Annotated in this window: 17 protein-coding genes; 10 read left to right on the top strand and 7 right to left on the bottom strand. The window is 57.8% G+C overall.

Annotated features, from left to right (window positions below):
- Window positions 1-2: 2 nt before the first annotated feature.
- Together ACQK2L_RS21675 and ACQK2L_RS21680 are read right to left on the bottom strand one after the other, a co-directional pair.
- Complete coding sequence (locus tag ACQK2L_RS21675) at window positions 3-1,391, bottom strand: Gfo/Idh/MocA family oxidoreductase (protein WP_425399137.1); 1,389 nt, start codon at window positions 1,389-1,391, stop codon at window positions 3-5.
- Between the two features lie 51 nt (window positions 1,392-1,442).
- Entirely contained in the window at window positions 1,443-2,849 is a 1,407-nt protein-coding gene (locus ACQK2L_RS21680; protein ID WP_425399138.1) for a neutral/alkaline non-lysosomal ceramidase N-terminal domain-containing protein, read from the bottom strand.
- Window positions 2,850-3,125: 276 nt separating this feature from the next.
- Between ACQK2L_RS21680 and ACQK2L_RS21685 the strand changes: the two genes are divergently transcribed.
- From ACQK2L_RS21685 to ACQK2L_RS21720, 8 genes are all read left to right on the top strand, one after another.
- Window positions 3,126-4,448: a hypothetical protein gene (locus ACQK2L_RS21685; RefSeq protein ID WP_425399139.1), complete on the top strand. Its 1,323-nt coding sequence runs from the start codon at window positions 3,126-3,128 to the stop codon at window positions 4,446-4,448.
- A gap of 50 nt (window positions 4,449-4,498) precedes the next feature.
- Window positions 4,499-6,148: a glycoside hydrolase family 172 protein gene (locus ACQK2L_RS21690; protein WP_425399140.1), complete on the top strand. Its 1,650-nt coding sequence runs from the start codon at window positions 4,499-4,501 to the stop codon at window positions 6,146-6,148.
- 43 nt (window positions 6,149-6,191) lie between these two features.
- On the top strand, window positions 6,192-8,516 hold the full coding sequence (locus ACQK2L_RS21695; protein WP_425399141.1) for a transglutaminase-like domain-containing protein: 2,325 nt from the start codon (window positions 6,192-6,194) through the stop codon (window positions 8,514-8,516).
- 93 nt (window positions 8,517-8,609) lie between these two features.
- Window positions 8,610-9,695, top strand: coding sequence for a Gfo/Idh/MocA family protein (locus ACQK2L_RS21700; protein WP_425399142.1), 1,086 nt, complete (start codon window positions 8,610-8,612; stop codon window positions 9,693-9,695).
- Window positions 9,688-10,815, top strand: a complete 1,128-nt coding sequence (locus ACQK2L_RS21705; protein WP_425399143.1) for a Gfo/Idh/MocA family protein — start codon at window positions 9,688-9,690, stop codon at window positions 10,813-10,815. Before ACQK2L_RS21700 ends, ACQK2L_RS21705 begins: the two co-directional genes overlap by 8 nt.
- A gap of 169 nt (window positions 10,816-10,984) precedes the next feature.
- Window positions 10,985-11,164, top strand: coding sequence for a PEP-CTERM sorting domain-containing protein (locus ACQK2L_RS21710; protein ID WP_425401115.1), 180 nt, complete (start codon window positions 10,985-10,987; stop codon window positions 11,162-11,164).
- Window positions 11,161-13,632: a BNR-4 repeat-containing protein gene (locus tag ACQK2L_RS21715; RefSeq protein WP_425399144.1), complete on the top strand. Its 2,472-nt coding sequence runs from the start codon at window positions 11,161-11,163 to the stop codon at window positions 13,630-13,632. Before ACQK2L_RS21710 ends, ACQK2L_RS21715 begins: the two co-directional genes overlap by 4 nt.
- Before the next feature lie 268 nt (window positions 13,633-13,900).
- Window positions 13,901-14,812 (top strand): carbon-nitrogen hydrolase family protein, encoded by a 912-nt coding sequence (locus ACQK2L_RS21720; RefSeq protein WP_425399145.1) that lies wholly within the window; start codon window positions 13,901-13,903, stop codon window positions 14,810-14,812.
- Between the two features lie 68 nt (window positions 14,813-14,880).
- On the opposite strand, the gene ACQK2L_RS21725 is transcribed toward ACQK2L_RS21720, so the two are convergent.
- Window positions 14,881-15,996, bottom strand: a complete 1,116-nt coding sequence (locus ACQK2L_RS21725) for an endonuclease/exonuclease/phosphatase family protein (protein WP_425399146.1) — start codon at window positions 15,994-15,996, stop codon at window positions 14,881-14,883.
- A 333-nt stretch (window positions 15,997-16,329) separates the two neighbouring features.
- Window positions 16,330-19,446: a hypothetical protein gene (locus ACQK2L_RS21730; protein WP_425399147.1), complete on the bottom strand. Its 3,117-nt coding sequence runs from the start codon at window positions 19,444-19,446 to the stop codon at window positions 16,330-16,332.
- Between the two features lie 165 nt (window positions 19,447-19,611).
- Here ACQK2L_RS21730 and ACQK2L_RS21735 point away from each other — a divergent pair, with 165 nt between their 5' ends.
- The gene (locus ACQK2L_RS21735; RefSeq protein ID WP_425399148.1) at window positions 19,612-20,664 is read left to right on the top strand and encodes a DUF1559 domain-containing protein; all 1,053 of its coding nucleotides are present in this window, start codon (window positions 19,612-19,614) and stop codon (window positions 20,662-20,664) included.
- An 11-nt stretch (window positions 20,665-20,675) separates the two neighbouring features.
- Here ACQK2L_RS21735 and ACQK2L_RS21740 read toward each other — a convergent pair whose 3' ends face one another.
- The 3 genes from ACQK2L_RS21740 to ACQK2L_RS21750 form a co-directional block, all read right to left on the bottom strand.
- The gene (locus ACQK2L_RS21740; RefSeq protein ID WP_425399149.1) at window positions 20,676-24,029 is read right to left on the bottom strand and encodes a bifunctional serine/threonine-protein kinase/formylglycine-generating enzyme family protein; all 3,354 of its coding nucleotides are present in this window, start codon (window positions 24,027-24,029) and stop codon (window positions 20,676-20,678) included.
- Between the two features lie 13 nt (window positions 24,030-24,042).
- Window positions 24,043-24,642 (bottom strand): ECF-type sigma factor, encoded by a 600-nt coding sequence (locus tag ACQK2L_RS21745; protein WP_425399150.1) that lies wholly within the window; start codon window positions 24,640-24,642, stop codon window positions 24,043-24,045.
- A 261-nt stretch (window positions 24,643-24,903) separates the two neighbouring features.
- Window positions 24,904-25,293 carry a hypothetical protein gene (locus tag ACQK2L_RS21750; protein WP_425399151.1) on the bottom strand — a complete coding sequence of 130 codons (390 nt, stop codon included), beginning with the start codon at window positions 25,291-25,293 and terminating at the stop codon, window positions 24,904-24,906.
- Between the two features lie 475 nt (window positions 25,294-25,768).
- Here ACQK2L_RS21750 and ACQK2L_RS21755 point away from each other — a divergent pair, with 475 nt between their 5' ends.
- The gene (locus tag ACQK2L_RS21755) at window positions 25,769-26,977 is read left to right on the top strand and encodes a S1C family serine protease (RefSeq protein WP_425399152.1); all 1,209 of its coding nucleotides are present in this window, start codon (window positions 25,769-25,771) and stop codon (window positions 26,975-26,977) included.
- Window positions 26,978-26,990: the final 13 nt, after the last annotated feature.

The raw sequence follows: 26,990 nt of genomic DNA on the forward strand, positions 1-26,990 counted from the left end.
AACTACCCCAGTCCGGGAACCTGCCATCCGTCTCGATAGGGTCGGCTGAGCAGCTTGTTGGCCTCGGGCTTGTTGGTGAACTCCAACGCCTCGGCATCCCAAGTGAGTTGCTCGCCCGGAAAACGATTGACGACCGTGCCCATCAGCACGCTCTCCGTCAACTGACCGGAGTACTGGAACGGCGTGGAGGTCTTCACCCCGCGACCGAGACAGGCATCGATGAACGCGCTGTAGTGCTCTGCTTCGCTACCGTCGACACGCCCGACTTGGGTATTGAACTCCTTCAGCTGCGCATCGAGTTCACCCTCGGGGAGCAGTTGGGGCATTTTCCCATGTGGCAGGAACATGAAGCCTTTTTCGCCAACGAACATCGTCCCATCGTTCGGCAGCTTCTTGTCCAGGTTGATAGGCCAATCACGCTTGGCGTCCACCGGGCCGGTGTCGTGCCAGTAGTAGTCGATGTCGCCAGTGGTGTACTGCGTGCCGGGGAAACGGTACTGCACTTTGTTATTGGGCGAGAAGGTCTCCTCAAACGGGGGGCTGTGATGACTCAACACCCACTTGGGCGAAGTCAACTCCAACGCGGTGAACACGACGTCCATCATGTGGCCGCCCATGTCGCCGTGCGCTCCGCCACCGAAGTCCTGCCACCGCCGCCACCAGCGAGTGTGGTAGTAGTCGTGTACGTAAGGCCGCTCAGGCGCCACGCCGAGCCACAGGTCCCAGTCCAGCGAGTCGGGCACCTCGTCCGTGCGGTCGGGACGGACGCGCGTCGGTGGATCGGTAAAGTCGCCGGTGTAGTAGTACCGCAGAATGTCCCACGAATGCACTTCCTTCACTTTGCCAATCACGCCGAACTGGATCATCGCCACGGCGGTACGATACTCGCTCGTCGAGTTCGTTTGCACGCCCATCTGCGTGACCAGCTCAGGCCTTTTGGCAGCTTCTTCCGCAAGCCGGCGGGACTCGTAGATGCTGTGCGTCAGCGGCTTCTGACAGTAAACGTGCTTGCCCATCTGCATCGCGGTCATCGCAATGGGCGCGTGCATATGGTTCGGGACCGTGGCATTGATCGAGTCGATGTGGTCCGCTTCCTCCGTGAGCAACTTGCGCCAATCGCGGTACTGCCGGGCTTTGGGATAGATTTTGGATGCGGCCGCCAGGAACTCCTGGTCGACGTCGCACAACGCCACGATCTCGATGTCCGGGTGCTTGGTGAGGTACTCCAGGTCCTGCTGGCCTCGCCGCGCCGTGCCAATGGCGGCGTGTCGAAGCTTGCCCGTCGGCTTCTCGGCCGCCTTTGTCGACCGGATCCAAGGCCCAGCAACGCCGGCCAATCCGACAGCTGCCGACTGCTTCACAAACGTCCGACGCGTGGTCCTGCGGTTCATCGACTTACCTCCCGTGGGCTAATTTGAGCTAGTTACACAAGCTAATGGTCTCTAATCATTCTCATCTTGGTTTTGGTTGTTGGTCTGCCGGATAACTTCCTCGACGATGGACTCTTCGACCTCCGAGGACCAAATGGTTGGCAGACCGTAGTTCACCATGGATGTCTCGCCCTCGTAGCCCCCTTCGAGCAACACCCGACGCGAAGGGATATAGGCCATCACGTCGTTGGCGTAGGCAGTCACCCACACGTGCTGGGAATCGACTTCCCGCTTGATCCGCAGAGAGTAATCGACAACCACTTCCCCGCCCAGAAACACCCAGGACAACTCGTGCCCAAACTTCCAGACTTGCACGGGGTACGGATAGGTGGCGCTCAGCGTGTCCGCGTGCTCGAGTTGCCTCACCAGCAACCGCGCCCTCGCCGCTACGTACTTGTTCGGCGAGTGCGAGTCGGCGAGCAGTTCCTCTTGCGTCGGCAATTGCGCCAGGCCGAGTGGAATTTCCTCGTAGCTGCAATGCAACCTGTCGCCAACCGGCGTCATGACTCCTGCCAGCACCTCATCCACGGCGTCGGCGAGTGTGGTTCCATATTGCTTGCCAATCCTGTCTCCTCGTCGCGGAAGTGGGTTCTGATCGCCACCGCAACCGGCGCAGAAGAACGACATGGCGCCTGCGTGTCGTTCGTCCAGCAGTTGGTGGGCGAATCCCGGGTAGTCGCCACACCACTGTGTTCCGTTGGTGGTCGTCGCGTGGCAGGCGTAGCCGAACACTACCGCCAGGAGTTCCCCGTCGGGCCCTCGCGCGGCCAGCACCGGCACGTCGTAGTCCACCGGCCCCTTCAACCGCCCCGCCTCTCTGGCGGCGGGCACACCACGTTCGGGATTCTCACGGCGGTTCACGGCAAAGGTCGCGTGACCACAACCATAACTCAAGCTCACCGCCTGCTGACTAGACACAGCCTCGGCGACAACTTCCTTTATCTTCTCGGGAAGCTCGCTGGTGTAACGTTCAACCTTTCGACGCTCCTCTTCATTGAGCACCGCATCGTTCACCACCGGCAAGGTGCGGGCGAGAGCGGGGCCACTGTGCGTATGGGAAACGCTAAGCGCGATCCGCTCTCGTGGGAGATCGACAACCTCTTGGATACTCTTCACCAGCCTCCCTGCCAGCTCCCGATCGATGCCAATCAAATCGAGCGTGACCAACACCGATTGCTTTCCCTCGGCATCAGTCATCACAAGGGCTTTCGCCCACAGGTCGTGCACCTTCGCCCGGGCGGGAGTCTTCCGCCCAGCGTACCCACCCATCCAGATGTATTCATCGGGCGTGATGACCGTACTGGCTACGCCCACCTTCCACTTGGCGTCCGCTGCCTGCGCAATCGCTCTGGCGGGGTCGAGGCCCCAACCAATGCAGGCAATCAAGGCAAGGGCAATCGTTTGGAGGCAAGGTCTCATAGTGCGCGCCTGGTAAATGGAGTGAAGTTACTCATTGCCTCTGCTCCACTCGCTATAAGGTTAAGGCCGGCATCGGCCGGAATCAAACATTTCTGATTACTCGACAAGGGACTACGGTTTATTCGACCGACATGAGTCATTCATCGTGCGCAACACCCAATGCGCGGTGCGCATGCTCGATGGCAACACGGGAAATATTTGGTCCTCGGAAGCTTCAGATGATAAGCTGTGCTCGGCTTGGTCCCACCGACTTGCTCGATCTGATAGAGGAGAACAATGTCTTGCTTTCGCAGCGCGCTGCTGATCCCAGTTTGCCTGGCATCGATGGCTCTGGCTGAGGACAGCCAGCAGGGAGCGTTCGACTTCGAAACCGCTTCGAAGGACGTACCCAAGCCGCGAGAGATCTGGCCGATTGTCAAGCAGCAGATGATCTCGCCCGAGTTCGAGGTGCTGTCGGACGAGATCGTGGTTAGCGACAGCGATCCCACCAAGCGACTGCGCAAGGTGACCGCCCACTTCTGGAGTATCGAACTGGCGGGCAAGAAGTGGGGACACCAGTGCGTTATCTGGCTGCCCGAGAATTCTTCGATCAACGACACCGACGAGCGACGCGGAAAAGTGGTGCTCGTCGGCTCCCCTCCGTACAACTACTTTCCGGTCCATGTCGCAAAGTACGGCGAGCCCATCGCCGCGCGCACCGGCTACCCCACCATGGTCCTCTCCAATCCGGGCGAGTATCCCGACGGCTCCGCCATCGAACACGACATTCGCATTCTCGACAGGTTGCGAAGGGAAACTGGCGAGAACTACTACAACATGAATTGCCAACTGGCGGTTGTCTACATCCAGGCGATGAACGTCGTCCAGAGGTTCCTGGAACTAGACGAACTGCACGCGGTAATTGGTGGCCACTCCAAACGGGGCCGCAGCGCCCCTGTCGCGGCCGCCATGGACGATCGCGTGGCCTCGGCCATCATCATGGGCAACGAGGGGGTCTATTCCACCGACCGAGTCGATTGGCACCTGTCGTTTCATCACGCGTTCTTCCAGGACCAAGTGAACGTTCCTGTCTTCTACCTCGGTGCAACGAATGAAGACGGGTACAAGATGTTCAATGTGAACACGCTTCAAGAACGTCTGGAACGGCCAATGACGATGGAGATGATACCCAACTACCGGCATTCGAACTTCAGCGAGATTCAATACATGGATTTCCTCATGTGGGTAGCCCACGTGTTCGACAAGCGGCCAATTTCCCACATCTCCGACGTCACGCACGAGCGGAAAGGCAATCAGAGCATCTTTCGCGCGAAGGTCGACAGCGACGCCAATGTGCAACTCGTCAAAGCCTGGTATGTTTACAGCGACGACGAGGCGTGGCGCGACCTGATGTGGTACTCGCTGCTGATGCGCAAGGTGGGCGATCACTACGAAGCCGGGCTCCGCGGCAAGGTGCCTGATGCGTTCATGATCGAAGTGGGCGACATCGCCCAGGGGATTCCCGGCTACGTGTCCAGCGTGCCCCACAAGCTGACCGACGCACCGGTCGTTCAGCGAAAGTCCCGTGGTTCCCGCCCCCGCTTGTGGTCGCCGGAGTAACGAAGAAGTGCAACGCACTGATTGAACAGACAACTAAAGGACCTACCACGATGCGCAACGCGATTACTTGGAGCTTGGCGGCACTGCTGCTGCACATTGCGGCTACTGCGGTGCATTCGCAGTCGCTGGAGGCGGTCACTCGGCCCCAGGAAGGTCGATCGATGCGGGCGACCAGTGGCAACTCGGTGGACAACGACGACTCGGACAAGTTCGCCAAGGGCGAGACCAAGACGATTGCCCTTTTGCAGGGCCCCGGCAAGATCTCGCATATCTGGCTCACGCCCAACTCCATGGACATCCGCCATCCACGGGCGCTGGTGCTGCGGATCTATTGGGATGGCTCCGACACACCGTCGGTCGAGACTCCCATCGGCGACTTCTTCGCGGTGGGCAATGGCATGCAGGCCAATGTCGACTCGCTGCCGGTGAAGGTCAGTTCCTACGGCCGCGGCTACAATTGCTACTGGCAAATGCCCTTCGCCAAGCAGGCGAAGATCACGCTCACCAACGAGTCCGACAAGGCCGCGGCCTCCTGCTACTACCAGGTCGACTGGGTGAAGCTCGACGAACCACGCGAGCCGACCATGTACTTCCACGCGCGGTACCGCCAGGAATACCCACCGAAACTGGGCGAGCCGTACACGGCGCTGAAAGCCACCGGGCGGGGGCACTACGTGGGAACGGTTCTTTCGTCTCAGAATGCCATTGGCCATTGGTTTGGCGAGGGGGACGATATGTTCTTCATCGATGGCGAGGAAGTACCCTCGCTGCAAGGCACTGGCACCGAGGATTACATCAACGAAGCGTGGAACATGCGGGTGCACAGCAGCCTGTACACAGGATGCACGGTGTTCGAGCCCCGCGCACCGGACGCTCGAGTCACCGCCTATCGATGGCACCTCGCCGACCCCATCATCTTCCAGAAGTCGCTTGAGTTTCAGATTGAACGTCGCGGCTACATCATGAACTCCGACGGCGAAGTGGTATCGCCATCCGCGTCCCGCCCCGACTTCTGGTCTTCCGTCTCGTACTGGTACCAGGACACGATTGCCGAGCCGTGGTGCGAGTTCCCTCCCTATCACGAACGGGTGAACCCGGAAGTTGTGCTTCACTTGCCGCAGGTCATCGACAGCATGCGTTGTTCGGACGACGTGGAACTCCAACTCCGCGACTACAACCGGGCGACCTACACCAAGCCCTGGTTCCGCGTGAAGAACGAACAAGTGGGCGGCTGGATCGAGATCCCGTTCAACATCGACGAGGCGGGCCGCTATTCGATGTCGCTGTTTCAACTCTTGCGCGAGGACAACGGCATTTGGAAGGTATTTATCGATGGCAAACCGGTCCACGAAGCCGGAGAGTCGCAAATCGCCGGCGGATACCGCGTAAGCCTCGTCAATCAAACCCCGCCTGAAGAAATCAATAAGACGCTCGACTTCTACAACATCTTCCAGAAGGACGAGCACGAAGACTACATCTATGGCCAGCGCCGAGAGCGAAAGATTGGGCTGTTCCACTTCGAGCCCGGCGAGCACACCTTGCGTCTGGAGTGCGTCGGTTCCAATCCCCTGTCGGCTCACCCCGAGACCGGCAAACTACGTTACAATTTGACCGCCGACGTGCTATCGCTGCGACGCCTTCCCTTCGACAACGTCGACGCGTGGATCGAACAGGCGGCAGCCGTCGAAGCGTCGCGTTAGCATTCACAACACCCCAAAGCATTGCGCTATCGGAGCCAATTCAATGCATCTTGCCCGTTCCCTCGTCTTCCTGATCCCCATGCTGGTCGCCCCCTGCCTGGCCGGCGAACCAGAGCTGTGCATCGGCGATACCGAACAGGTCTACGAGGCGGCCAAAGGCAACACGCACATCCGCGGTCTGGCGTGGGACGAAACCTCGGCCGAGAATCCTCAGCTCCTGGTTCTGGATGCGTCCGGCATCTTGTTCCGCTACGAATTGGACAGCGACGAACTGAAACTGATTGACAAAGTCGACCTGCAGAAGGCCATCGGCGTTAAGGAGCTGCACGACCCTCGCGGGCTGGCCCAGACCAGCGAAGAGGGCAAGCCGATTGTCTACTTCACCGATCGAGTTGATGTGTCCCCGCGGCTATGGCGATACGACCTGAAAGACGCCCAGGCCCAGAGCGTCGATCTCTCCAGGTATCAGTTCCGCCTCGGCGATCGAGAAGTGTTCGACCTGGCGCACGACGGAGACGCACTGCTGATCTGTTACGATGCGACCACTCACATCCACCAGAATATTCGTGTCCAGCGGGGCATTCTGCGCGTTGCGTGGGACCAGGCCTTCGGCGATCACCCCACGTCGGTGGAGCACCTTCCCGATGCTGGCACCGAGTCGTCCCATGGGGTGGCAACCATGCGATTGGTGGACTCGGATTACCTCTGGGCCACCATCGGGCACAAGCACATCTACTGCGCCGACAAAGAGACGGGGCGCGGTTTGTTCTTCTTCGATCGGCCTCCATCGGAGGATGGAGAGTCCTTTGGTCTTGCTTTCGGTCAGGGAGCGTTGTGGGTGGCTGCGAGCGCTCCGGGTGCGGATCACTTGCATCGAGTGAACGTCACAAAGAATCCCAACGCCCCGCTGGTAGGACCTCGCGTGGTCCGTCGACTGGAGATGGCGATTACCACCACACCAGAGGTCGAGGGTCAGGACGCCGGGCCCACCTATCACTACTACTCCCGTCCCTACGGGCACGACGTGCTTGGCAACCAGGGGATTTGGCTCGACACCGAAACCGTGGCCGACCTCTCCGACAACGACGACGCGACCATCCGCGAACTCGCGCAGGATCCGGGAGGCGATACCGCGAGTCGGCAGATCATCCAGTGCGTTGAGTATCCCGGCGCACCGGCCTATCCTTGTCACTCGCGCTACGAACTGGACATGTGGACCAACCCCTACAAGAAATGCGTCTATCCTCATCGAGTGGACGACGACGTTTCTCAGCTCGCAGGCACCGACTATCTCCGCGACGATCATGTGCTCTACAACCTGAGCGACACTGCCACCTACGAGGCGTTCATCCAGCGAGTGGAGCAATACATCGCCGACAAGTACGACATCGAACCCGACATGAAGAACACGTACTGGGCCGCCCGCAACATTGTCGAGTACCTGCAGGACAACTATTACTATCCAAGTCCCGACCGGAACATCCCGGCGACGGTCGACTACGATCGTGGGCACTACGATGCGAACCCGGCCAACCTGAAGATTGAGCTGTCAAATCGTCCGTACGACAAGACCCAGATCATCGCCTGCTCGGGAACGAGCGTCATGGTCACCGGCGCGACGCGCCATCTGGGCATTCCGTCGAGGTGGCTCGGCACGGGTACTCCGAGAGGGCCCAGTGACTGGGACACTAACCGCAATGGCCTACTCGACAAAGACGAAACCGCCAGCTGCACCAACGGCCATCGCTACACTCAGGTCTGGCTGGGCAGCGAGTACGGTTGGATTTGCTTCGACGCCACCCCTTCGAGGCCAGTACATTATGACTACGATGTCCCCCCTCCCCTGCAATCGCAATGGCGGTACATGAACCGCTGTGCCGCCGGGCATCGCGAACCAAACCGGATTGTGTTCAACGTCGGCTCGGAATTCATCGAACCGATGTACCGCGCGTTTGAGTACGATCCGCGTCTGGCGGCCATTAACAACTGCGGTGGCGACCAGCGATACAACCTGCAGGGACGCTTTGAACAACCAGAGTTGTGGCGATTGCCGAGACACCGCATTGGCGTGCGGAATCTATGTTTTGTCACGCAGATAGAGGTCGAACCCAAGGGCCGCGACTCGCAGATTTCCTGGCAGTTAGACGGGCAGTGGGACCGCATTCCCGACACCAGCCTGTCGATCTCCTTGCAACGCCGCGCAGGCAAGCGATGGAAAGACGTCAATCAACTCGTCAAGCAGGTCCCCGCCGATGCCGGATCTACGACGACCGATCTATCCGGGCAGAAGAGCGGAGAGTACCGCCTGGTCCTGCGTCGAGTTGGAGACCCTGAAACGGGCGGCGTGTCCGGCGTTTTTGGTTTGTGATTCTTGTCAAACGCCCGGGACTCGGCGGCGTCGAGTTCAGGCCCCTTGCTTATAGTCATCACCGCCGTCCGATCGGCGCAACGGAGGATCGAATTGTCTTCGAGATGGCGAATTGCCGGCATCAACTTTTCCCACATGCACATGGGAGACTTGCTGCGAAATGCTAAGGAGCATCCCACAGCGGAGATCGTCGGGGTGTGCGATGAGAACCGCGATACCATGCAGCCCGCGGTCGAAGCCTTGGATATCCCTCCGGACTGCGTATTTACGGACTACGCGGCATGCCTCGAAGCAACACGCCCCGACATGGTGATTCTGTGCCCCCCCACTGCGGAGCACGCACTTTGGGTGGAGCGGGTTGCCCCTCATGGGGTCCACGTATTCGTCGAGAAGCCCTTCGCCGCGTCGGTCGCCGACGCCGACCGGATGATTGCAGCGGTGCAGAAGACCGGAAAACAACTGGTGATCAACTGGCCGCTACGCTGGGTTCCAAGTCACGTCACCACGCACCGACTGATCGAAGAGGGTAAGATCGGCGATGTTCTGGAGGTGCACTACTACGATGGGAATCGCGGGCCCCTGTGGCATGGCGCGGACAAGGTAGAGCTGGAGCCTACCCCGGAAGCCAAGCAGCAGAGTTGGTGGTACAGCAAAGCGGCCGGAGGGGGATCGCTCCGCGATTATCTTGGGTATGGAGTAACTCTGGGGAGTTGGTTTAATGGTGGACAGATGCCGATTGAAGTGACTGCGGCCATCAATGCATCGGATGGCTTGGAAGTGGACGAGCACAGCGTAACCGTCGTTCGCTATGCAACCGGCCTATCGAAGTTCGAGACTCGCTGGGGCACGTTTACCGACCCGTGGACGCACCAACCGCAGCCCAAGTGCGGGTTTGTGATCCGAGGTAGCTGCGGTACGATCTCCAGCTACGACTACGAACAGACAGTTCGCATGCAAACCTCGCAGCATCCGGAAGGGATCGATATTCCGGTGGATGAACTTCCCAGCGGCCAGCGGAACGGCATCGAGTATACTATTAGCCGTCTCGATCATTCGCTGCCGATAACAGGGCCGCTTTCGCCGCAGGTCGCTCGCATCGGTCAGCTGATTGTGGATGCTGCAATCCAGAGTGCGGAAGAAAAGAAAACGGCTCCTGTCGAAGGCTGGACGCATGGATAATACAAGCAGCGATCCCCGGGCACTCCGAAGCGATCCGCCCGGTGAGGTGGCTGCCCCGTCGCTACCTTATCAGCCACAAAAGCCTCGCAACTACGAACCGAAGATCGGTCTGATCGGCTGCGGGGGCATCTCCTCGTCGCATCTGCAAGCGTACCGCAACATGGGGTACGACGTGGTAGCGTTGTGCGACACACGGCGAGAAGCTGCCGAAGAGCGACGCCAGGAGTACTACCCGCAGGCAGACGTCTATACCGACTATCGCGAGCTACTCGACCGCGCCGACGTCGACGTGGTTGACATCGCGACCCATCTTGCACAGCGCACTCCGCTGGTTCGTGCGGCGCTATTGGCGGGCAAGCACGTCTTGAGTCAGAAGCCTTTTGTGTCGGATCTGGACGTCGCTGAAGAGCTGATCGACCTTGCCGAGCAGCAGGGGCTGAAGCTGGCCGTGAATCAAAATGGACGTTGGGCGCCCTACTTCAGCTACCTGCGCCAGGCGTGCAAAGCGGGAATTCTCGGCGATGTCTGCTCCATCGACATCCACGTCGTGTGGGATCATGGCTGGATTAAAGACACGCCCTTCGACGCGATGCATCATGTCATCCTCTACGACTTCGCCATCCACTGGTTCGATATCGTCGCTTGCTTGTTTGGACCCGCTTCGCCAAGCAGCGTGTTCGCCCAAGTCGATCGCGCGAACAACCAAGAAGTTGCCCCCCCGCTTAACGCTCAGGTAGTGGTGCAGTACGACAGCGGGCACGCTTCGCTGGTGTTCCGTGGGAGTACGAAGTGGGATCCCTTCGAAACCATCATCGTCACCGGCACAGAAGCTACGTTTCGCAGCACGGGCCCGGTTTGCGCCAACGACAACGTCACCATCACAAACTCCGATGGACAAGCGCGCGCCCAACTCGAAGGCGATTGGTTTCCAGATGGATTCGCGGGAACCATGGGCGAGTTGCTGTGCGCTATCGAAGAAGGGCGCGAGCCGGAGAACTCGGCGAAAGCGAACCTTCGCAGCCTGCAACTATGCTTCGCGGCGGTGGAAAGTGCCGAAAAGGGCGTGCCCATATGCCCGGACCGCGTCCGTCGAGTCGATTTCGAACCTGGTAGCGATTGATGCTCGGTCTGATTGCATTGAAACGGAAAGCCGTTGAGGCAGCGTGCATCGGGTGACTGGGAATCCTCGCCCCCCGCCGCAGCTCCGATAGGGACGGCAAGTGACCACCAAATCCGTCGGTGAATTTGACGAAATCCGCATCGGCACCACCTGGGCCGATGTCACCAGCGTGCCTGATCCCTCCACATGGGTTATGCTGATGGGAGCTGCCTCCCTTATCGGCCTTATTGGCCGGCGTCGTCACTTGGCAGAAGGCAACGCCAGGCAGAAGGGACTCAAAGGGCGTACGAGGGGCAGCCGACCGTCCTTTGATACCTCGCCACCGCGGCAGAAGCGACTAGCAACATGAACAACCTCGCGAACTGCTTCTTCCCCCGCCTGCTGGGGCTGCTGATAGTGTCCGCAATCCACTCGTCGGCCTCCGCCCAATTGACGGCCACTCCGGGCGAAGGCTTTCAAGGCATTTGGTACGAGATTTCCGGCGGCGGAGGCAACTACCCCAACAAGTACGGGGGCGGACTGGCCACCTATCCGCAGCAGATCGCTCCGATGGGAGTGTACTCGCCCATCGACGACCGCACGTACTTTGCGTTCAACATGGACATCAATCCCGGGCCGGGCAACAACATCGGTCACGCGATCTCCTACTTCGATCACCAAAGCGGCCTGGTCGCCCGACCGCAGGTGTGGCTCGACAAGCAAACCGGCGACGCCCACGACGCACCTGTCCTGGCGCTCGATGGTGATGGGTATCTCTACCTGTTCAGCAACTCGCACGGCGACTCGCGCGAATCATTCATTCATCGCAGTGCGTCGCCCGGCGTAATCGACACATTCGTCAGCTTGCTGGATAGTTCGAGTTCGGCAGACATGGATGTGTTTGGGAATCCCCCCGGGAATCCCGGGCAGACGGGTGTACCGCACTTCAGCTACGGTTCCGCCTGGTACGTGCCGAACACGACCGAAGAGGAGAAGTTCCTCTTTCTGCACACGCGCTACAATGGTGGCAGACAACTTTACTCCACTAGCAGCGTCGACGGCGACACGTGGACCGAGCGGAAGGGGCTCGCTCAGATCGAGAGCGGTCAGTACCAGAAGAGCTGGATCAAACCCGATGGTGCTTCGGTAGGTACGATCTTCAATGTCCATCCCACGGGGCAGGGACTCGATTGGCGCACCGATCTCTACTACTTGGAGACTTCCGACCAGGCACAGACTTGGCAAACGGCCGACGGACTCACGCTGGTAGACAACTCCGGCAGCAACAACAACCCGCTGACCTCCCGCCCCGATGGCAGCACCGATGGCGCCGCCCTGGTGTACGATGCGGCCCCCAACGAGCGTGTGTACTTGAAGTCGCTGAACTACGATTCGTCGGGCAATCCGATCATCATGTTCCTCAGCAGCCCTTCCCACATACCGGGCGATCACGGCGATCCCGGGCCCGACCGCTTCCTAAAGACGGCTTACTGGACTGGCGGCCAGTGGGAAATCAAGGACTTTGGCACCACCAACCACAACTACGACACCGGCGCCATGTACGTCGAGCCAGACGGCACCTGGCGAGTGATTGCTCCCTTTATCGATGGTCCCCAGCAATACGGAACCGGTGGCGAGATCGGCGTGTGGACCAGCACCGATCAAGGCACGAATTGGGCCCTCGCACAACAGCTCACACAAGGCAGCTACTACAATCACACCTATGTGCAGCAGCCCTTGAACGCCCAGGATGACTTCTATGCATTCTGGGCGGATGGCGACGCCTGGGAACCTTCGGATACGCACCTATATTTCACCACCAAGTCGGGCGAGGTGTACCACCTTCCATATGACTTTCCCGACGGGGCCGATTTCGCGCAGCCCGAGCCCTACACTACCCGCCTGCCCGATACTCCGACCACCATCCGCGGAACGCTCATTTCGGCATCGACCAGTGGCGAGTTCGCCAACCTTACGTTGTCGCATGCCGGGGTCGATCGCACCTTCACGTCGGAGGAGCTGATCGGCGGTCGCCTATCCGCCTTTGGCGGCAAAGATGATGGACAAGGGGGCCGGGTTGCAGACATCATCACCGAACCGGGCTCCAGTTCCGCTCCCCCACCCTCGCAGCGAGACGGTTTGCTGAGCGACGGCAAGATCGATACCGTTTTCGTGAACCTTGTAAGCTGGTCGGTCGACTTCGACCAGCCGATCTACAATCAGGACGGCCCCGACATCGTTCTGCTCGATTGGGGCAGTGCCGACACGGTCGACGTCACCATCCGCGGAACAACAATCGACGACATGACACCGGCGACGGAAGACGTGTTTGGCGAGAGCACCTCCAATCGCAGCCGCTACGAGAGCGACCAGAATGACGTCGACACCCTGCAAGCGCTGATCGCTGCCACATTCCATTTCCATCGCACGACTTCAGGGCGGCACACGGCCTACCTGATCGATCTCTCGGACTTTGGGCTTGCCCACGGGGCAATGTTCGCCGTGGGGGAGGAGGTCATGTTCACGGACGGACAGGGAATCGACCCCTCGGAGGTCTATGGAGTTCCGTCGCTGGGGTTGCCGGGCGATTTCAACCAGGATGGCAGCGTTAACATTGCCGACTACACTGTTTGGCGAAATCACCTTGGCGCAGGATACACCGTCGAAGACTACCAGGTGTGGAAGGCGAACTTTGGAGCCCAACTCACCAGTTCCGCCAGCCACAGCGAAGCTGCCGCTGTGCCCGAACCAATGGCCGCCTGGATAGCACTGACCGGCTGCCTGATGGTAAGTGGCTGGGTTCGGCGCCGCCGCCCTCCCCAACCACCATCCGTCTGACACCAGTTCGCCCACCGGCCAGTTCGTCGAGCCTATCCTGGTTGCCCAACCCCGCTAGTGCGACTACCAGCGTCACAGAGCAGAGCAACTGGCCCTTGCAGTTGCTAGTCTCCCGTCAGCGGCAATACAGGACAGTGGTTTGGCTTGGCTCTCTTATCCGGCTACGATGGTCGTGGTACGTAAACGCTCTTTGGCTCTGCTTCGACGGGAGAAATCGGCGATGGTGTGGAATCGATGTTGGTGCCTTACTTTGCTCCAATTGGTTTGCTTGGCGACATCCTCAACGCTGCTTGGCCAGGAGGTCGAAGCGACCAAGCATCTCGACCGCGACTTTGTCAAAGTGGCCGCCGTCCAGGTTCGCGGCTACGACAAGGGCGATCTCCCTAGAGAGGGTTACGACGTCACCAAGAAGCTCATCCCCTACATCGACCGCGCGGGCAAGGACGGCGCCCAGTTGGTTGTCTTTCCGGAGTACATCCTGGGACGAATCGATGTCCCAGGCGAGACGACGCAGAAGCTATCGGCCGCCGCTCGGGCGAACAACATCTACGTGATCGTCGGTTGTTGGGAACTAAAAGAAGACGGTGAGTTCGCCAACGCGGCGTTGATCTTCGATCGCCAAGGCGAGATCGCTGGCAAGTACTACAAGACTCACGCGGCCGTCGACCAGTACGACCCTGCCCTGCCCGCCTGGACCAAACCTCCCTCCGGGAAAGATCGCGACTGGCTCATCAAGCACGACCCCGAGTGGATTATGGAGAAGGGACAAGAGCTGCCCGTCTTCGATTTCGATTTCGGCAAGGTCGGCATCATGACTTGCTACGACGGGTGGTTTCCCGAACCCGCCCGAGTGATGTCGCTCCACGGTGCCGAGTTGATCGTCTGGATCAATGGTCGAGGCGGCGCGGTCGAAGACTTCATCGTCAAGTCGACCATGTTCCGCAACCACGTCGCCATGATTTCGACGAATCAGTCGTATGGTGGCGGCACCATGATTGGCGACTGCGCCAAGTGGCCCACACACATCCTGGCACGCTGCCCCGACGAAGAAGAGTCGTACATCACCGCTACGATCAATCTGAAGAACATCCGCGAAACCCGGGCCGCAAGCCGCAATTTCAAACAACGCCGCCCCGACCTCTACGGTGACTTGGCGAAACCGGATCTTCCGAAAGAATAGTTGCTAGCGAGCGCGAAGTACTTCTCGGGACTCGCTTGCTTAGCACGCCCTCGCCACGCCACTACCTGTCACAACTCGAGATCCACCCACAGACAGGCGTGGTCAGATCCAGCATGAACTTCCCTATTCAGTTCTTCATAGGTATCCCATCGGACTGGCCGAACCCCGGCCCACATGCCTTTTCGCCACACACCTCCTCGCCGGACGGCTGCATACAGCCTTGGTGACAGCAGCAGATAGTCAATCTTGTTGGTTGCTCGACAAGAACCATAAGTACCTGGGTAGCCGCCATCGTCGAAGTCTGGATGCTCAAAAACGTCCTTTGCAGAAAACCGGTAGTGAAGCGGCCTTAGAGGACTACTGTCGGGAGTGTCGTTGAAATCCCCGACTATCGCGATGTATTCAAAGCCCTCCCGCATTCGTTCACGATAGATTTCCCGCACACGTTCGGCTTGGGATTTGCGTCTGGCATTGTTGGCAGCCTGCGTGCCGTAGCCCTTGCTCTTAAAATGGTTGATCATGACAAGGATATCAACACCAGAGTCCGTAGAAACAAAATACTCCGGACAGTCCCGGCTAAAAATAGGCGGCTCGCCTCGCGATGGCATATCGTGAACGTGGCTTCTCATCAAGCCGATCGAACAGGGATCCTTGACTGCGATCCCCACGTCGATTCCACGAGAGTCGTTGCCGTCAATCAACATGACGCACTCGTATTCTCTACCGCCAACCGCAGTGACGATTTCCTGGTTGAACATTTGCAGCGCGGGTCGGCTCTCGGCTTCCACCATTGCCAGGATGTCCGCGTCGACGTCGCGAATCACGCGAGCGGTCATCAGCATCGACTCGTGGTCAATCGGGGCTTCGACCAGTTCGAGCGAGCCGACCCAGTCTGCACGACCATCGGCGATGATTTCAGGGTCCGCGTTGCGTGGCCGCTTAACCAACCCGCCCCTGTTGCGACGTAGAATAACGGCCGGCCCCCTATCGCTGCGACCTAGTCCAAGTGCAGTGAGCAACCGGACCATCCTGCGTTTCCTGTTTGCGGTGTAATTTGCCTCGCCCAGCAGTGAGTTTAGTTCAGCGAACTGGGCAAGAATCTGCCTACCAATCCCCCAATCTTGGCGATTCATGACTTTGGCGCGGTTAAACAGGTTCTCAACGTTGTAAACTGCTAGACGCATGGCAGTCTCCTCGCCAGATGGGTTAGTTAGGGCTTTCAGAGATTTCGGCCTTCCGGCGCTGCGCGGGATGTAAAACCTCGCCGATACTCGGTGTCGTAAATTTCAACAACCCTGTAAGAGCCGGCCGTCTTACAGGATTTGCCGTCCCAACTCCCATCCGCACTGAGTTGCTTGTCGATGCCGAGCGCGTGGATGAGTACGTATCCGGTCAGCGAGTGTCACCCGTTTGGTCTGGGGCGATTTGCAGTCAAAGACCTGATAAAGAGTTCAGCCACAACCGTTCCACGACCACAGCGTGTCGCGGAGCAAGATATCTCGCAGGTCCGAGTCGTACTAGATACCCGGCTCTAAGTCGGCGAAGAGACCTTCAAATGCTGCATCCAGGCCGGCTACGCTTTCCTCTATAGCATCACCACTCTCGCTCTCCCCATTGGTGAGAGGGTCGACAGATTGCTCACCTCCTTCTAGTAATGGACCTCGTCTGAGCAACAAGCTTGCCCTAGCTGATTCATTCGCAATCGACGGATCGCCATCTTCCTTGCTGGAGAGGACGGTCGATGAACCGTCGATCACTGATGCCAACGCGGGTTCTCCTACGGCTGTCAGGAAATCTGCTAACGGTGCAAGGTTAGATACCGATACATCCAAAGCGAACTGCATCTTGCCATCTTGCTGGCTCCAGGTTCCCCCTTGCCCTGAGGTAGTCCAGCCAGCTGGAACCACGTCGCTGGAATTGAACTGGAAGAGAGGCTCGAGCTCAGCCACTTGTCCAAATGCGTTCTTCCAAACAGCGTGGTCGTCCTGATCGATAACACCGTCTGCGTCGCCATCCGCCCTAAGGTCATCCTGGCTTCCCAGACTGTTTCGCCAAATCGTGTAGTCCGCCAAGCCTACGACTCCGTCTCTGTTGTAGTCGCCAGTCGGAAAGAACCTGCTGGATCGAATCATGACATTATCGATACTTACACCCATGAGGGTTGGGTTCTGATCAGGATCCAGCGCCCTAAAACGTATTCGATACTGACTTTCGGGAGGGACATTGTTGATACTATCACTTTCATTTAAGTCATGAACAAACTTAAGTGCTTGCCTAAACACTTCAATAGGGTACTCGATATACTGTGTTCCCTGTCCGTCAAGTTCGTGCGATTGGATGAGCGCTTCAGCATAGACGTCGGTGGGTGCCTGATCATCTAACCGGAGTAAAGACACCTCCAGTGACTCCTGTTCGGCGAGCTGTGTCACCCAGTCAATGGCAAGCTCTATATTTGCAGATGCCGCGTCGAGAATCAGGAATGGTGCCGTCAGTACATCGACCTCGATCTGAATCGTGGAACGGGGACTGATGACCCGCAGGTCAAAGTCCCCAGAATCGTCATCGTAGTAGTATCCACCGCTGGCCGAATCGACACGGAAGTAAACTTCTTCGCCATCGGACAGGCTCAGAGTCAAGTTCTCAATTCCTCCGTTGCCCGTTTCGTCCACTGGACTGGCGTTGAGTCGATTTCCAGCAGCGTCAAAGGCCAGCAGCGAAAGGTCTTGACCGGAGCCGGCGTCTACTTCGATGTCCCATTCACCAGAAACATTTGCAGTGAATGTGTACCAGCGAACATCGTGAGGGCCATCCAGATACTCTTCGCTTTCCGCCTTGCCGTTAGCTCCGATTTCCAGCGATTCCACGGCTTGGGCAGGCAGGTCAATCTCCAACGAATACGTTCCCGAAGCTGCAACCGCGGCATTCCAGGTGGAGGAACTAGAGTTGTTGGCAACGATCTCTGGCGCGACTCGAGTTCCGTTGTCGTCATCGTACCACTCGACGTAACTGTACTCGCTGCCCATCAGAGCTAGCACGCTAGGACTTCCTGAGGTACGAAATGTTGCCGTGCCGCCACCTGGGGCGTTGCTTGGGATCAAGTAATCATGAATCGTCCCTGAACCACCTCCCAGACCAGTCATCAACGCCTGACCGTACTGGTTGGTATGAACCCGGATGGCTTGTGGATCGTTGTAGGCGAAGTAGTATTCAAATGGATTGGGGCCACTGACTTTGATGTCAAACGTTCCGGCAGACCGTCCCTGACTGTCGACACGCAGGTAGTATGAGTCGCTATACGAAGACACATTGTAACTCTCTGTCTGCCCAGGCCCTCCGCTGTCCAGCGCGTAGTCGAGGGGATTGTCGCCCTCGAACAATGTAAGTGCCACGTCCAGGTTGCCATGGGGAATGACTTCAATGAGCCAATCTTGACTGGTGTCGACAGGAGTGAATTCGTACCAGCGCACGCCGTAGCGGGTGTTGAGAGATTGGTTGAGCGCCTCGCCAAACAGCAAAGTCGAGTCTATTGCAAGGGAGTCCACGATCTGATTCGGACCGTCGATGTTCAAATCGTATGAGGAGTCGGCCGACACAGCCAGTCCCAATGGACTATTTGCGGTTTGCTCCACGCCCGCAATCTCGTAAGCGGAATCATCGACATTCACTACCTGGGAAGGCTCGCCATCCGCCGTGTAGATGGCGATCTGCTGAATGTCATAGGAGTAGTTGCTCGATATGGAAGTTTCGCCCGTGGCGTTTGAAAGGACCAGATAGTTCGTGATTCCACTACTTCCGCCGAAGTCGTACGTGTCTCCGTAGCGGTCCGTGGGCACTATTTGCATATTCGAGAGAGGAAAGGTGCCAAACGGGGAAGGCCCTTGAACGTTTACAAGAATATTGTCGTTCAGCTGATAGTATCCTTCCGCAGGATCGATCCGCAGGTACAAAGTGCTGTTGGCGGCAACACTAGCAGACAACGTCTCCGTACCACCTGCGCCGACCTCGTTGACCCACGTTTGCAAGGCATTGCCGGATCCATCAAAGAGAGAGACCGCCATGTCGTCGTAATCATACTCCGATTCCGCTGAAACAGTCCAAGTGCCGGTGTGCGTGGTGGTAAATCTAACCCACAGGGCCTCGCCTTCTCCCGAGGGAGGGCTGAACTGATCTTCGCCAAAACGACTGGTGCTTGACACGTTAAGTCGACTGGAAGATGGACTGCTGCTATCGACGTGGACTGTGTAAGGAGTCGAATCTTCTGTAAGCACAGCAAGCCCTACAACACCCGCTTCAAACACACTGTAGTCAGGCGTATTGGTCGAGATAGAAGCATTGTTTCCACTGCCACTGTTGTAGTTGACTATATCGGGGCATGATTGCTCGCCGTAATAGGCCAGTGTGGTATCGGCCGAACCCGAAGTCGAAAAGGTCGCGTAGGTCCCTGGGTTTCCCAAGCGGACTTTGAACAAATCCGTACTATCTGGATTGGATACGTAGTACGATGTGTCGCCAAACTGATTCGTTAACAGTTGCAGCCCGCCGAATGGGTAAGTCGGAAAGGGATGACACAGCAAAAAACGCTTTTCCAGGCTCTCGAATCTAATTCGGCGGTTTCTATTGGCAATTCTATCCATGTATGCTGAACCCTACCCGAGCAATTCGGGAGAGGTTCCCCCCCAGTGAGTTTGAGAAAAAACAGCAACGGTGACGGAATGAGCCTCCCCCGGTCGTTGGGAAGTGTATATTGACCCCCAGTGTATGAGTCCTTGGAGCGTCAATCAACAAACTACTGTCGTAGTATGTTAGTATTTGAATCTGCCAGTCCATGGGAGGCGTCGCATTGTGTTGAAGCAACGCCGATCGCTTTGAAGCAACAACGACCTATATGCGGCGCGCCTGATTCCACCCCACAGGGGGGGGCGAGGTCTGCATTTACCTTGGTAGAACTTCTGGTGGTCCTGGCGATCATAGGTGTTCTGGTGGCGCTACTGCTACCTGCCGTCCAGGCGGCTCGTGAGCGGTCGAGGATGTCAGTTTGCTCCAACCATCTTCGACAACTCTCATTAGCCGCCCTGAATCTACACAGCATCCACGGTCACCTCCCGTCAGGAGGATGGGGTACAACCTGGACGGGCGATCCCAATCAGGGGGTTGGTCCGACGCAGCCAGGCGGCTGGACGTTCAGTCTATTGCCTTACGTCGAGCAAGGGGCCACGCTCCATGCGCTCGGTAAAGGGCAGAGTGGCGAGAGTCTTCGCGAATCGCTGACCTCAGCAAGCCAAGTACCGCTTCCCCTGTTCCATTGCCCTTCTCGCCGAGCATCACAGCTTTACCCCAACGCGAGGCCATACGACTCCATGAACGCCAACCAAGCTGAGGCAGTCGCGCGGGGCGACTATGCTGCTTGTGCCGGAGACCGAGGCAACAACATTGCAATCCGGGAACCCGCTACCATGGAAGAGGGGCTGGGTGACTATAACTGGCCATCGACACGTGGGTACACAGGAGTCGTGTTTCAACGCAGCACGATAGACTTCCGCCAGGTCACCGATGGAACTAGCCACACGTTGTTGCTCGGCGAGAAGTACCTGTGCACCAAGTTCTACACCAACGGTGGAGCGACTTCAGATCGAGGACACTTGCTGATTGGATTTGCGCCCGACACGATTAGGATCGCCCATTCTTCGCTCACTCCGCGCAAGGACGGCGACCGACTGTCACCAAAGAGTTTTGGTAGTGCCCACCCTTCTCTGGTTTACTTCGCCTATTGCGATGGTTCGGTGCGTGGGATGACACATGACGTTGATGTATCCGTTTTCACGTCCGCCGGCAATCGTAAGGACGGGTCCTGATCCAGCCGTCGCTATTCGTCCTCTGCCAAGGTGCGCGCTATTCGAAAACCAATCGCCAAACCGGGGTCTTTGTAAACTTCGGCGTAGTTCCACATAGCACTACTGGGAACTATGATGTCTCCAGCAGCACCTCCTCGAGTGTACACACTGCCATCTTCGATACCGTGGCACAGTTCATCTGCATTGCCGTAAGTGTCGAACAATCCAAATTCGTTAGGTAGATGACGACCCACTAAGTGTTTTCGGCCGAGTGGCGAATTTGCCGGAACCGCGGCATATTGCGGAAGTAGCTCTATGCCGAAGCCAAAAAACCGTGGCGACGTTGTCCCCGCGCGACATGCAACCTCCCACTCAAGTTCCGTGGGCAGACGATAGCCCAATCGATGTATGGCATCGGGTGCCTCGGTTAGTCGTTCGCCTGATGTCGTAGGAACATACGCCCACTCTTCCTCGGGAAGACCGGCCTCCTGGCTGAGCCAGTTGCAGTAGCGGGCGGCCAGCGACCAGTTCATGAAGTAGGCGGGCGCGTCGGGATCGTCGATGTCGTACCCCAACGAACTCCAAGTGGCGAACCGGCGATACTGACTTACCGTGGTTTCGCAACTGGCGATGGCAAATCGGTGCGGCGACTCGGCAAGGATCCGTTTTTCTTTTTGGCCAGGGTTTTGGAGGTTTCGTTCGCGCTTATCAGGAGTTGCGTCGCCTGTGGTGGGCTCGAGTCGAATGGTCTGAGGATCTGCTTCGAGTAGCACCATGGTGTGATCGTGTGGCGTAGCATACCAGTTGTGCTCGGATCGCGACCGCCAGCCCACGAGTTCAGTCGGCAATGGTTGCTCCAGCAATTGCGGCTCGTAGCGCAGCAATACCACTCGAGCCGCAGCATGCACATGAGCCGAAGTATCGTAATGGTATGCGCCCTCTGCTCGCTCCACTAACTTATCGCGAATCGCTTGGCCAAGCTCCTCAGCAGGGAACCGACTAAGAGTGAGCAGTAGGACACTACACAGGCACTCGTCGTCCAAGGTGGTGAGCAGGCTCGCGATGGGCGACGGCTCTCCACCAATCTCCCGGTACCGATTCACAAACTGTGCCCGCGCACCGGCATCGGATTCTAGTAGCAAGTTCAGCCCGGACTCCGTTCGGCCAGAGCGAATCAACGCAATCGCTCGATTTGCCTCGGCAATAGCCTGATTGTCCGGCCGCGACGCATGCTCCCCTGCGCTACTGTCATGAATTGGCGATTGAGCCCAGGCAATGATGTCGGAGGAGTCCAAGGTGCGGTAGACGGATGCAAACTGCCAGCTTTCTGCTGCGTCAAGTAGCCTGAGTCGGCTCTCGGGATCGGGAGCCAAGTAGTCGACAAGGAAGTTCGTTGCTTGCGTTCGTTCGGATTGAGATCGACTCGGGTCGCGGTAGATCTCTCCGAAGGGGCCAGCTAGAACCTCCGCAGCTGGTTCGAATAAGGTCCCCAGAACCGCATAGTCCTGAGGTTGTGTAACAAGCTTATCAAGGATCGCCTCTGCCAGCCAATTTCGATGAGATTGCAGTGCATCTTCTTGGTCTTCAGCCATCAGAGCCGCTGCCCGCACTCGCTGCCCTTCAGGCGTTGCAACGTCATCGAGCGCAGGCTTAACAATCGGACGTAGGGTAACCTGCGCATCTAAGGCAGCCTGCCTCACTAACAGGACATCTCCCAACTCGGCTTCGAGCGCTAGATTGACCATGCTATCAAGGTATTGTGGCCGCTCGCCTAGTAGCGGCAGCATTGCACGCAAACGCTCCCTTGCCGATACGTCCGAACCACCAGCCAGATCTTCGAGCTGATTGGTTGCCGCTGGAACATAGGGCTCGAGGTACTGGAGCAGTTCTGGAACAGCTGTCGCGTCGGCACTGGTGAGGCCCAGGACCTGCGCAGTCGTCCTGTCATGTTCGGCACGGAGAGTTGCCAACCACTGATAAATTACAAGAGTCATCCCAACAACCACAGATGCCGCCAGAACGCTCCCAAGAATTGCCTCAACTGGGTGTCGCTGACACCATCTCTGCCACCATTCCACGATTCCTACCGGCCTTGCCGAGATTGGCTTATTGGCCAGAAAACACTCTAAGTCGCTGGCGAGACTTCCCGCGGATTCGTAGCGCTTGCCAGGATCCCTTTCCAAGCACTTCAGCACGATGGTTTCAAGGTCGCGCGGAATGCTGGCGTCGCGCCTTCGTGGACTTGGAGCTTCGTCGACAATGGCTTGATGCAACATCATCTGAGGAGAACCGCTGTATAGAAGTTCGCCCGTGATGAGTTGGAACAACATCGCACCCAATGAGTATACGTCCGTCCGGCCATCGACTTTCCCGGACTCACCTCGCGCTTGTTCAGGCGAGAGATAGCCTGGCGTTCCCATAATGTGACCGTCGAGGGTCATCGTTGCGTCCGCTTGTTCCCATTTCGCCAGCCCGAAGTCTGTGAGTCGCGGCTGGCCATCCAAATCGACCATTACGTTATGCGGCTTCACGTCGCGATGGATGATGCCGCATTGGTGTGCATAGTCGAGAGCCCGTGCAACCTTGGCAGTTAGTTGCACCGCATCATTTCGACTGAGCTTGGATTTGGCGATCTGTTCAGCAAGTGTCGCGCCCTGGATCAACTCGCTGACAATATAGAGTGTGTCGTTCTCGCGGCCGACTTCGTGCACTGGAACGATATTTGGGTGAGAAAGCTGAGCTGCCGCCCTTGCTTCGCGAAGAAAGCGCTCCGCCTCATCCGGTCCAAGCTGCCCCGGAGCGGGGATCTTTACGGCCACGAGACGATGGAGTTTCGTATCACTCGCCTTCCAGACGCTTCCAAAGCCGCCTTTGCCCAGCCGGCTCAATAGCCTGAAGTGGCCCAGCTCAATGATTACTCCTGACTGAGGGTCCTCATTGTTCGTACTACCCACGAGCTGGAATGTCTTGTGGCAAGTGGGGCAGACAATTCGACTTAGATCGGCGTCTGTCGCAAGGCCGAAGGACTGCTGGCACTCGGTGCATCGCGCCTGCAATTGCCGTGCGATCGGAGGGTATGCAGCGGCGGGTCGGTGGGCGACGGTCCGATCGAACACGTCGCGGATAATCGCGTCGTACTCCGGAAGCTCTCGGAGATATCGATCTTTGGTGAGTGGATCCCCCGCTTTCTCACGCAGCTCGATCTCAATCAACAAGAGTTCCTCAAGCACTTGGGGCCGCTGCTCCGGTTTGCACCGAGCGATAATGTCGGCAATCGGTTCGGCATTGCCAGCGCGCAAGGCGTGCTCATAGCGACTGTAGACTTGCTCGAGAGACTCCCAGTCGGCCTCGCGTCCTCGTTTCGTATCGTTCTCTTCGTTGGCCACTGACTCGTCACCCTTAAACCTGCTCGCACTCTTGGGCAAGCTCTTCCACTTCGGTTCGGATGCGCTGCAGTAGTCGATGCACGCTTCTTTCCGCGCGTCCCACGATCGTGCTAATCTCGGAAACCTTGTGGCCTTGCAGTCGCAACAGCAGCATCTGCCGCTTGTCTGCAGGCAACGGCTCGAACAGATGACTCAATAGATCCGTCAGACAAACGACTTCTTCGGGCGAAGGTTCGCGAGTCGGCAACTCCGTCGCAACGCCGGATTGGCTCTCGTCTTCGCTATTGACGAGTTCCCTGCGTATATCTCTGCGAGCCGCCCGCTGCGCATTCGCCGCACGGGCGCACTTTCGCACTGTGATCATCGAAAGCAGGGCCCACAGGCTATCCCAACTATCAAGTTCGAATGCGCCTTCCTGTTGTCCGCGAAAGAAGCTGCGGTAGACGGACTGCACGATGTCGTCGGGGGCAACACGTTGCTGCACGCGTGAGTCGAGCCGGGCACGTGCAAGTGCGACGAGCCGGGCTGTGAAACGCTCCCACACGTCAAGAGCGGCGTCCTCGTCGCCAGCAGTCAATCGATCGGGCAGATCTTGAAAAGATTCGCTCGACATGAGTCCCCCCAGGTCTAGAGCATAAGATTACGTCACGAGAAGGTCGACCAACGGCTTCCCCCCAGCAACTACAAGCAACCTGTTCCTTTAAATGTGTCGCCGAGACGTTGATTATTCAAGCCCTAAACCGCCATGCCGGGGCCAGTTGAATCGGCCGCCCGCACGAATCGACGCCCGCCACTCGATCTGCTGGTCGCCAGGCTCTCTATTGGGAAACACGCCTGGGGAGCGTGAGACTCCCCAGGCGTGTGACGCAAGTTGCTAGGCAGGATAGAGGTCGACGTGCACACCGTCCGGGAAGTATTGGAAACGGTAGGGCTTGCCACCGATCTTAGGGTCGAAGGTGGTGAAGAAGTCGAGGTCGTAGTACAGATGGGTAACGCTGGAGTCGCCACCCACCCAGTCAAAGCGGATTTCCGGGGCAGGAGCGATTCCTAGCAAGTCCAACTCATATGCATGCCACCGTGAGTATCCGGGTGGAATGGAGTAGGTTTGCCAATCTCCTTCCCCCCAGCGAACTTGATACTTCATGGTGTTCGAAGTTGGGTTCAAGATCTCGAAGGCGCCAAACTCTTGTGCTTCGACGGGCGTTCCCATCGAGGCGCACACGAGGCAAGCAGCGAAGGCCATTTGAGCAAAGTTAGCAAGCATGACAGGTTCTCCTTGTGATTGTGGTGGACTTCTCACGCGACAGATAGGGTGTTGCCAGTCCTGCAGCACGCCCGCCGACCACTTCGCTCCTTGTATTTGTAGTTGCTGGAAGGATGCGTGGGGCGGAGTTATGTAGTCTGCAAGGACTCGCAACGCCGTTAACTAGCTAATGCCCCAAACGGCCAACCAACTGACACGAATTCCAGACGAGTTTTCTTAGCTTCACAATAGCCACGATAAACCGTGGTTTTCGGCCACGTTCAAGTTGCGAGGTGATTCAGTGTGTCCCTCTTGCGCGGTGGGCGTGAGGTCACCTTGAGAAAATCTTGTTCTTTTCTGGTGCTGGCTGTCAGCTTTCCGTCGGCACTCTGCATTCACCCTGTAGAGCGGACGCCGCGGCAATGCTTTTGTTGCCGACGGATAGATAGGACCAGGGATAACTGTCGGTCCTCTAACTAAAAAGGGAGATGTAGAGATGATTGGCACGTCCTTGAAGTTGGCAAATGCTGTCGATGTTCCCCACGCATCGCGGAAGACTCCTGTGTTGCTGTCGCTGACGCTTTGCCTAGCAACCACAGGTTTGGTGAGTGCCTACCTGATCAAGGAGATCGACGCCCAGCCCGAAGTGGCCGAGGTCGAGGTTCAGGAGCAGTTCGATCGTACGCCCAAAACACAACGGAGCATTGAAGAGATTGTAGAGCAGTCCAGTCGGTCGATCGGCATTGTCGAAGGCAGCCAGCAGCACGGATCCTGCTTCTTAGTAGGCGACGGACTGCTGGTTACCAATCGCCATGTAATCGAGGGGGAATACGCAAGGGACCTGCGGGTAAGTTTCCCTTCGGCTGAAGACTTTGCCGGCCAGTGGTTTCCTGTGGAGGTTGTTGGTGTCTCGGATGACAGGGATCTTGCCCTGCTTCGTTGCGACGTCGATCTTCCGGGGCTTTCGATCGCACCCTCGGACGAGTTCCGCAAAGGTTCTATGGCGCTACTTATTGGCAGCCCGGGAATCGGCAACGGAGAACGACTGGAGAACGCCGTTCACACCGGAGTCTTCAGCACGATGCTGCAGTTCGACGGTCAGTACTTTCACCAACTCAGCATCGCTATCAATGCTGGAAATTCGGGGGGGCCTGTCCTTAACTCCGACGGTCAGGTGGCGGGTGTTGCCACGCTGAAGTCGTTAGTTGCCGACCTGGTGGCGTTCGGTATTCCTGCATCTGAGATCGCAGAGTTGATAGAGGCCTATTACCAAACGGACTCGGTTAGTCACAAGCGGCATGGCGGCGCTCACGATGCTCGCGTCGCGATGCACCGCCTGCACTTCCTGACACTATTGTGCTCCGAAGCTTGCCACGACCAATTGGAGCGACACATCGCTGGTCGGCAAACTCCATCGGCCTCTGATTCGCAACATCTGCATGAGGTTTCTCTGTACGAAACTGAACTAGGCTTCGACATGGATAAGCCGCTCGAAAAGGTGCTTGCGGACGAGAACCTGAGAGATTGCGTTAAAGGCGATCTATCACAGATTTTCCAGGTGTATCTCAGTTTTAAGGACTTGATGTCTAGGCGTCCGGATCCCGCGTTTGCCGCAACACTGATTTCGCTGGACGAGCGGTACCTCGAGTTGTTTGACAAGTGCTGCCAGGACTTGGACTACCGCCCAGAATTGTTCCTTGAATAACTCTGCTAGTGGA

It is taken from the genome of Aeoliella sp. (genome assembly GCF_965227375.1).
In the GTDB taxonomy this organism is placed as follows: domain Bacteria; phylum Planctomycetota; class Planctomycetia; order Pirellulales; family Lacipirellulaceae; genus Aeoliella.

Excerpts from the sequence above, each read along its gene's own strand:
- ACQK2L_RS21675 (WP_425399137.1), bottom strand. The coding sequence starts at position 1,391 with ATGAACCGCAGGACCACGCGTCGGACGTTTGTGAAGCAGTCGGCAGCT.
- ACQK2L_RS21680 (WP_425399138.1), bottom strand. The coding sequence starts at position 2,849 with ATGAGACCTTGCCTCCAAACGATTGCCCTTGCCTTGATTGCCTGCATT.
- ACQK2L_RS21685 (WP_425399139.1), top strand. The coding sequence starts at position 3,126 with ATGTCTTGCTTTCGCAGCGCGCTGCTGATCCCAGTTTGCCTGGCATCG.
- ACQK2L_RS21690 (WP_425399140.1), top strand. The coding sequence starts at position 4,499 with ATGCGCAACGCGATTACTTGGAGCTTGGCGGCACTGCTGCTGCACATT.
- ACQK2L_RS21695 (WP_425399141.1), top strand. The coding sequence starts at position 6,192 with ATGCATCTTGCCCGTTCCCTCGTCTTCCTGATCCCCATGCTGGTCGCC.
- ACQK2L_RS21705 (WP_425399143.1), top strand. The coding sequence starts at position 9,688 with ATGGATAATACAAGCAGCGATCCCCGGGCACTCCGAAGCGATCCGCCC.
- ACQK2L_RS21715 (WP_425399144.1), top strand. The coding sequence starts at position 11,161 with ATGAACAACCTCGCGAACTGCTTCTTCCCCCGCCTGCTGGGGCTGCTG.
- ACQK2L_RS21725 (WP_425399146.1), bottom strand. The coding sequence starts at position 15,996 with ATGCGTCTAGCAGTTTACAACGTTGAGAACCTGTTTAACCGCGCCAAA.
- ACQK2L_RS21730 (WP_425399147.1), bottom strand. The coding sequence starts at position 19,446 with ATGGATAGAATTGCCAATAGAAACCGCCGAATTAGATTCGAGAGCCTG.
- ACQK2L_RS21735 (WP_425399148.1), top strand. The coding sequence starts at position 19,612 with ATGTTAGTATTTGAATCTGCCAGTCCATGGGAGGCGTCGCATTGTGTT.
- ACQK2L_RS21745 (WP_425399150.1), bottom strand. The coding sequence starts at position 24,642 with ATGTCGAGCGAATCTTTTCAAGATCTGCCCGATCGATTGACTGCTGGC.
- ACQK2L_RS21750 (WP_425399151.1), bottom strand. The coding sequence starts at position 25,293 with ATGCTTGCTAACTTTGCTCAAATGGCCTTCGCTGCTTGCCTCGTGTGC.
- ACQK2L_RS21755 (WP_425399152.1), top strand. The coding sequence starts at position 25,769 with ATGATTGGCACGTCCTTGAAGTTGGCAAATGCTGTCGATGTTCCCCAC.